Below are 6955 nucleotides of genomic sequence, written 5' to 3' on the forward strand. Positions count from 1 at the left end.
GGCCGGCGTCTTGATGCAGCAGGTGCTGCAGAACCCTCTTGCCGCGCCGGAAACGCTCGGCGTCAACGCCGGCGCGCATCTGGCATTAACCATCGGCCTGCTTGCCGCGCCTGCCGTGCATGCCGCGCATCCGGAGCTGCTGGCGATCGCCGGCGCCTTCGCCGCCTGGGGGCTGATCGCCGCGGTCGGCTGGCGCTGGCGTGCCGACCCGACGACGCTGATACTCTGCGGCTTCGTCGTCAGCTTCGCGCTGGGCTCGATCTCCAGCCTCCTGATGCTGCTCAACCAGCAATATCTCGCCTCGATGTTCATCTGGGGCGCCGGCTCACTGGTCGAGGACGGCTGGAGCGGCGTCGAGCAACTGGCGCTGCGCGTCGCGACCGGCGCAATCGCCACCATGGCCTTGGCGCGGCCTTTGCTCATCCTCGGCTTCGGCGACCAGCAGGCGAAGAGCCTCGGCCTGACCACGCTCTTGAAGCCGCTGCTTGTGGCTATTGCCGTGCTGCTTTCGGCGAGCGTGGCGGCGGCCGTCGGCATCATCGGCTTCGTCGGGCTGGCGGCTCCCCATCTGGCGCGCGTTCTCGGCGCGGAAAAGCTCGGCGAGCGGCTGGTCGCCGCGCCCCTGGCGGGCGCTGCCCTGGTGCTGATGGTCGACCAGCTCACCCAGCTCCTGCCGCCCGACCAGGCCGCCGATCTGCCGACCGGCGCCGTCACCGCGCTGATCGGCGCGCCGATGCTGATCTTCTTGCTGAGACGCGTGCCGCGCCTGATGCTGAAGACTGACGGCGGGCTGGTGGCAAGCCTCGGTACCGGCGGCGCAAGGCGGCCGGCGCTTGTGCTCGCCGGACTGGCGATTGCGCTTGCGTTGGCGCTCGCGCTAGCCTTCCTCGTTGGCCGCGCGCCGGATGGTTTCGGCTTTTATTCGGAGGCTTTCCCCTGGCGGCTGCCGCGCGTCGTCGCCGCCTGCGGCGCGGGGCTGGGGCTCGGCGTCGCCGGCTGTCTCGTCCAGCGCCTGTTCGCCAATCCAATGGCGAGCCCGGAAATCCTCGGCATCGGCGGCGGCGTCGCCATGGGGCTGATCGCGGTGCTGCTTCTCTTCGCCGATGCCGGCGCCGAGCTGCAGCTTGTCGGCGCGACGGTCGGCGCGCTGGTTGTCACCGGCGCGATCCTGCTGCTCGGGCTCGACAGCGGCTTCACGCCGGAGCGGCTGCTGCTGACCGGGATCGCCATCACCGCGCTGCTCGATGCCTCGAGCCTGCTTTTCCTGGCGCTCGGCGATCCGCGCTCGGGCCAGGTGCTCGCCTGGCTGAGCGGCTCGACCTATTGGGTGGAGCTGGATTTCGCCGTCCTCGTGCTCGGCGCCGGCATTGCCGGGCTGCTGCTCGCCGCGCTTGCCGGGCGCTGGCTGGAGATCCTGCCGCTGGGAGCAGGCATGGCGACCAATCTCGGCGTTCCGCTGCACGCAGCGCGTCTCACCGTGCTGGTGCTGGCGGCGGTCACGACCGCGGCGGCGGCGCTGATCGTCGGACCGATGAGCTTCGTCGGTCTGCTCGCGCCGCACCTGGCCGGGCTCATCGAACTGCGTCGCGCCAGGCCGCAACTGTTCGGCGCCGCGATGATCGGGTCTGCGCTGGTGGTGTTCGCGGATTGGATGGGACGCGTGGTGTTTGCGCCGACGGAGCTGCCGGCGGGGGTGCTGTCGGTGCTGATCGGGAGCGTGGCGGTGATGGGGGTTGCGATGGGAAGGCGGAAGACCTCCTGAGGTTTCCGCGAGCCCCCCGTGTCCAGCCGGACAAAGGTCGGCAAGCCTAACCATCCGCCGTTTCCGCTTTGCCCTGCCTGCGCTAGACTTGGCCCAGCAACAGGATCGCCATCGTCATGATCGTCCAGGCTTGCATCAACGGCGCCCGCTCCGCCGATTTCCATCCGGCCCTGCCACTCGACGCGCATGCCATGGCGCGCGATGGCGCGGCCTCGATCGCGGCGGGCGCCGCCGAGTTGCATGTCCATGCGCGCGGCGCCGACCATCAGGAAAGCCTCGCCCCGGAAGCGATGGACCGGACGGTGGCGGCGCTGCGCCGCGCCTGTCCGGGCACGCTGATCGGTGTCTCCACCGGCGCCTGGATCGAGAAGGACGACAGGCGCACGCTTGCGGCAATCGCCGGCTGGAAGGAGCTGCCCGACTACGCCTCGGTCAATCTCAGCGAAGCGGCGGCGCCGGAAGTGATGGAGGCCTTGCGCGACCGCGGCGTCGGCATCGAGGCCGGGCTGGCATCGATCGGCGACGCGCTAAGGTTGGCCAGCCTCGACCATGGCAGGCGGGTGCTGCGCGTGCTGATCGAGATTTCCGAGCAGAAGCTGGACGAGGCATTCGCGATTGCAAACGGCATTGTGAAGGTGCTGGAACGCGAAGGCGTCCATCGCGCGATCCTGCTGCATGGCGAGAACGCGACCGTGTGGCCCTTCGTCGAGCGGGCGGCGGCGCGGAAATTTTCGACGCGCGTCGGACTGGAGGACGGCAAGGAGTTGCTGGACGGAAGTGTGGCTGCGGGGAACGCCGCGCTGGTTGCCGCGGCGGTGGGGATTTATCGAGGCAACAGATGACGGTCTATCTACCCCCTTGCGGGGGAGATGTCCGGCAGGACAGAGGGGGGTGTGAAGGATCGCCGGCGCAGGCGGTTTCTCGCAATAGACCTTGCACCGGATGTCGTGACCGACAACAGCTGACAAGCTAGCGGGACAGCACCCCCCCTCTGCCCTGCCGGGCATCTCCCCCGCAAGGGGGGAGATTGGCGCTCCGGCCTCACCGCCTATCCGCATCGGCCCTGAGTTCCGCGCCTCTCGTTCGGTTGGAGCACCTAGGAACGGAAGCCTTGTCAGCCCCGCCAAATCGCCAGGTCCGCCAGGATCCGTGCCTTCACGGCAGGATCGGCATAGCTCGCATGCACCGATGTCGCGGCGAGCTGGCGGATTGTTTCGCCGTCCCAGCCAAAGGTATCGGCGCAGGCGGCGTAAGAGGCTTCAAGGGTCGTGTCGAGCAGCGCCGGATCGTCGGTGTTGATCGAGACGGCGACGCCGGCCTTGCGGAGCGCATCGATAGGATGTTCGGCAAGCGCTGGATAGACGCCGAGCGTGATGTTGGAGATTGGGCAGATGCCAAGAGGAATCCGCCGCTGCGCCAGCAGGTCGACCAGGGCCGGCTCCTCGATCGCCCGCACGCCATGGTCGATGCGGTCGGCGCCCAGCAGTTCAATCGCGTCGCGGACACCTTCAGGACCGCTCGACTCGCCGGCATGGACGGTCCGCCGCAATCCGGCCGCCGCGGCGCGGCGGAATGCCTCGGCGAAGCGCGGACCGGTGCGGCCGGCGGCCGCTTCGTTGCCGTCGATCGAAAGGGCAACGACGCGCGGATGCCTGATCCTGCTCAGCAACTCCACCAGTTCGATGGCATCCTCGGCCGACTGGGTGCGCAGCAGGCTGACGCAAAGCCCGACCGACGGGTAGCCATCCTGCTCGGCGGCCGCGAAACCCGCATCGAAGGCGTCGATCATTCCGGGGATGTTCCCGTGCCAGTGCGGCCAGTGGGTCGGGTTGACGATGACGTCGGCGTAGCGCACGCCGCTTTTGGCCATGCGCCGCGCAAATTTATAGGCGGTGACGGCCAGTTGCTCACGCGTGCGGAACGTGCCGCACAGCCAGTCGAGCATTTCGAGGAAGCTCTTCAGGTCGTGGGCCTCGAAGAGCCTGTCGCGCGGGGCGCGCAGCGGAATGCCGGCCTCCTCGCAATTCCTGATCACGTCGTCGGCCTCGAAACAGCCCTCGACATGGATGTGCACTTCAGCCTTCGGCAATGCGATGTAGTCGGTCAATGGAAGCCTCCCGAGCTAATGGCTGCATCAAATCACGAAACGCCAGGCCCAAGCTTCAAGAAATGATTGAAAGAATTGTGTGGCGCGCACGGGAGCCCGTTCCTCGCCCCCACGGAGTGGGGGAGAGGTGGCTCGGCGAAGCCGAGACGGAGAGGGGAGCGCCCTACGAAGGCCCCCTCTCCGTCCGCTTCGCGGACACCTCTCCCCCGCTTTGGCGGGGGCGAGGAAAGGCGCTATTGCGTGTCCGCGTTGGCCCTCAACTCGGCGCGTTTCTCGTCCGACACCACGGAGAGGTCCAACACCTTCTGCAAACCCGCCGCGTGGCGAAAGTTCGGCTCGGTCTGCACGCCGCTCTTCACCGCCTCGACGAAGCGCTGGTAGTTGGTCGGCACCGTGCCGGCGTCGAGCACGTCCCATTTGGCGTTCTCGACATTCTCGCCGACGCAAGCCTTGAGCATCGAGCCGTCGAGATTGTGCACCACCTCGATGCCGCCCTTGTCGCCATAGATGCGCAGCCGCAGCTCGTTGAGATGGCCGGTCGCCCAGCGGCTGGCATGCACGACGCCGAAGGCGCCGTTGGCGAAGTCGAGCGTCATGGCGAAGCTGTCATTGGCGTCGAGCTGATAGTCGCCGATGCGGTTGTCCGGCGCCTTGTCGAAGGCGCGCAGCCGGCAGAACACGTGGTCGATGTCGAGGGCGGCGCCATAGCTCGCGAAATCCAGGATGTGGATGCCGACGTCACCCAGCACGCCATTCGAGCCGTGACCGCGCGACAGCCGCCACAGCCATTTCGGATCGGTGCGCCAGTCGCCCCAGAATTTCGACACCAGCCAGCTCTGCAAATAGGACGCCTCGACATGGCGTACCGTGCCGATCTCGCCCGCCTGCACCATCTGGCGCGCCTTCTGCAGCGCAGCCACGTTGCGATAGGTGAGGTTCACCATGTTGACGACACCGGCCGCTTCCGCCGCATCGGCCATCTCGCTCGCCTTGCCGAAATTCTCGGCCAGCGGCTTTTCACACAGCACAGGCTTGCCCGCGGCGATCAGCGCCATGGTGGTCGGATGATGGATGCGGTCCGGCGTGACATTGGCGACCGCGTCGAAATCGCCCCAGTCGAGCGCCGCCTCCAGCGAGGTGAAGCGTTTCGGGATCTTGTAGGCGTCGGCATATTCGCCGACGCGGGCCGGATCGACATCAACGGCGCCGACGATGTCGACGCCCTCGATGGCGCTGAAGCGGCGCGCATGCTCCTGCGCCATCCAGCCGGTACCGAGTATCAAAAGCCGCATTATGCTTCTCCGAAGGAATTGGTTCGATTCAATGACGGATGTGTCTAAGTGGTATTTCTACGCAGTTCCAGACGGAAAACCGCTGTTGGAGTTCTTTAGCGGAACCCGGCCTCGCCGGCCGCGTGCAGCTTGCCGCCGCGCTCGACAATCGGCTCCAGCGCCTCGTCGACCGGCACGTTCGGCGCGTTGAGGATGGCCGGCTTCGACCCTTGCGGGTTGTGTGCCCATTTCACCGCGTTGCGCAGCACCTTGTGCACGGTGGCGTCATGATAGGTCGGATAGGTCTCGTGTCCTGGCCGGAAATAGAAGACATTGCCGGTGCCGCGCCGATAGGTCAGCCCTGAACGGAACACCTCGCCGCCCTGGAACCAGGAGATGAACACCGTTTCCAGCGGCTCCGGCACCGCGAACTGCTCGCCATACATCTCCTCGTTCTCGAGCTCGAAATATTCGCCGACGCCATCGGCGATCGGATGGCTGGGGCTCGTCACCCAGAGCCGCTCGCGCTCGCCGGCCTCGCGCCATTTCAGCGTGCAGGGCGTGCCCATCAGCCGCTTGAAGATTTTCGAGAAATGGCCGGAGTGAAGCACGATCAGCCCCATGCCTTCCCAGACGCGACGGGCGACGCGCTCGACCACCTCGTCGGTCACCGCGCCGTGGTCCTTGTGACCCCACCAGACAAGCACGTCGGTCTCGGCAAGGCGGGACTCCGGCAGGCCGTGCTCCGGCTGCTCCAGTGTCGCGGTCGAGGCGGAGATGCCTGGGTCGGCATTCAGCGCGTTGGCGATGGTGGCGTGCATGCCTTCCGGATAGATGCCGGCGACCACCTCGTTGGTCCGCTCATGGATGTTCTCGCCCCAGACGACAGCGCGTATTGTCATGGATAGCCTCGTGCATGATTGTGAGGGTGGAGCCGCCCCGCGCCATAGATAGCGTCTTGCGCCAGTATTGGAAGCGGTTTTCGACCTTCGCTCTGCTTCGGACTGAGTTCAGCCGAGAGCATCCTTTCCGAACAACGACATAGGCCTTTATGCCACCAAACTGATTCAACTTCCTCCAGCCGATTGGCAAGCGCCCCTTCCCGTGCGCAATATTGGCGATGGGCGAAGTGCTTGTAGGGACAGCGATCTTTGCTTGTCTGGCCGGGGCGGCGCTGGTCAGCCTGATGGTCTATGAGCGCTTTCCCGCCCATCACCGTCAGGACGACACCAGCGCCGTGGTGCGGCTTGCCGCGAACCTCTTCGTGGTGATGTCCTCGCTGGTGCTCGGCCTGATGATCAATTCGGCCAAGAACACGTTCGAGACCATCGACCACAACGTCCACAGCTTCGCCACGCAACTGATCCTGCTCGACCGCTCGCTGAGGCAGTACGGACCCGAGACAGGCATCGCGCGCGCTTCGCTCGCCGCTTATGTGCAGCGGGTCGTCGACGCCACCTCGCCCACCCAGAAGACGCCGGCGGTCGCCAACCGGCTGTCCGAGCTGCTGCTGAACCAGGTCGGCGACCAGTTGGCGGTCCTGACGCCGCCGGAGGCGAGGCACGCCGCGACGCTGCAGAATGCGCAACAGCTGCTGCAGAAGGTGATCGAGCAGCGCTGGGTGCTGGTCGAACAGTCCGACGGCATCATCCCCGTGCCGCTGATCGCGCTTCTCGTCGCCTGGCTGATGCTGATCTTCGCCAGCTTCGGCTTCCGGGCGCCGCGCAACGCCACCATCGTCGGCACATTCCTCATCTCGGGGGCGCTGGCGGCCGCGGCGATCTATCTGATCATGGACATGGACACGCCCTTCTC

The 6955-nt window shown here is 66.5% G+C and carries 6 protein-coding genes; 3 read left to right on the top strand and 3 right to left on the bottom strand.

Annotated elements, in window-relative coordinates; genetic code table 11:
* Together fhuB and EOA29_RS20125 are read left to right on the top strand one after the other, a co-directional pair.
* The coding region (gene fhuB, locus EOA29_RS20120; protein WP_127221342.1) for a Fe(3+)-hydroxamate ABC transporter permease FhuB at positions 1–1762 on the top strand (1762 nt) is incomplete at its 5' end.
* Positions 1763–1878: 116 nt separating this feature from the next.
* Positions 1879–2604: a 3-keto-5-aminohexanoate cleavage protein gene (locus EOA29_RS20125; protein ID WP_126094749.1), complete on the top strand. Its 726-nt coding sequence runs from the start codon at positions 1879–1881 to the stop codon at positions 2602–2604.
* Positions 2605–2876: 272 nt separating this feature from the next.
* Here the strand turns inward: EOA29_RS20125 and add are convergent, their stop codons facing one another.
* The 3 genes from add to EOA29_RS20140 all read right to left on the bottom strand — a co-directional run bounded on the left by add (position 2877) and on the right by EOA29_RS20140 (position 6042).
* The gene (gene add / locus EOA29_RS20130) at positions 2877–3869 is read right to left on the bottom strand and encodes an adenosine deaminase (RefSeq protein ID WP_126094750.1); all 993 of its coding nucleotides are present in this window, start codon (positions 3867–3869) and stop codon (positions 2877–2879) included.
* Positions 3870–4102: 233 nt separating this feature from the next.
* On the bottom strand, positions 4103–5161 hold the full coding sequence (locus EOA29_RS20135; RefSeq protein ID WP_126094751.1) for a Gfo/Idh/MocA family oxidoreductase: 1059 nt from the start codon (positions 5159–5161) through the stop codon (positions 4103–4105).
* Between the two features lie 95 nt (positions 5162–5256).
* Positions 5257–6042, bottom strand: coding sequence for a ThuA domain-containing protein (locus EOA29_RS20140; RefSeq protein ID WP_126094752.1), 786 nt, complete (start codon positions 6040–6042; stop codon positions 5257–5259).
* 218 nt (positions 6043–6260) lie between these two features.
* On the opposite strand from EOA29_RS20140, the gene EOA29_RS20145 reads away from it, so the two are divergent.
* The coding region (locus EOA29_RS20145; RefSeq protein WP_127221343.1) for a DUF4239 domain-containing protein at positions 6261–6955 on the top strand (695 nt) is incomplete at its 3' end.

This window comes from Mesorhizobium sp. M1E.F.Ca.ET.063.01.1.1 (assembly GCF_003998155.1).
Taxonomy (GTDB): domain Bacteria; phylum Pseudomonadota; class Alphaproteobacteria; order Rhizobiales; family Rhizobiaceae; genus Mesorhizobium.

Bases quoted from the DNA above. Each gene is read 5' to 3' on its own strand.
- EOA29_RS20140 (WP_126094752.1), bottom strand. From the start codon at position 6,042: ATGACAATACGCGCTGTCGTCTGGGGCGAGAACATCCATGAGCGGACC.
- EOA29_RS20135 (WP_126094751.1), bottom strand. From the start codon at position 5,161: ATGCGGCTTTTGATACTCGGTACCGGCTGGATGGCGCAGGAGCATGCG.
- EOA29_RS20125 (WP_126094749.1), top strand. From the start codon at position 1,879: ATGATCGTCCAGGCTTGCATCAACGGCGCCCGCTCCGCCGATTTCCAT.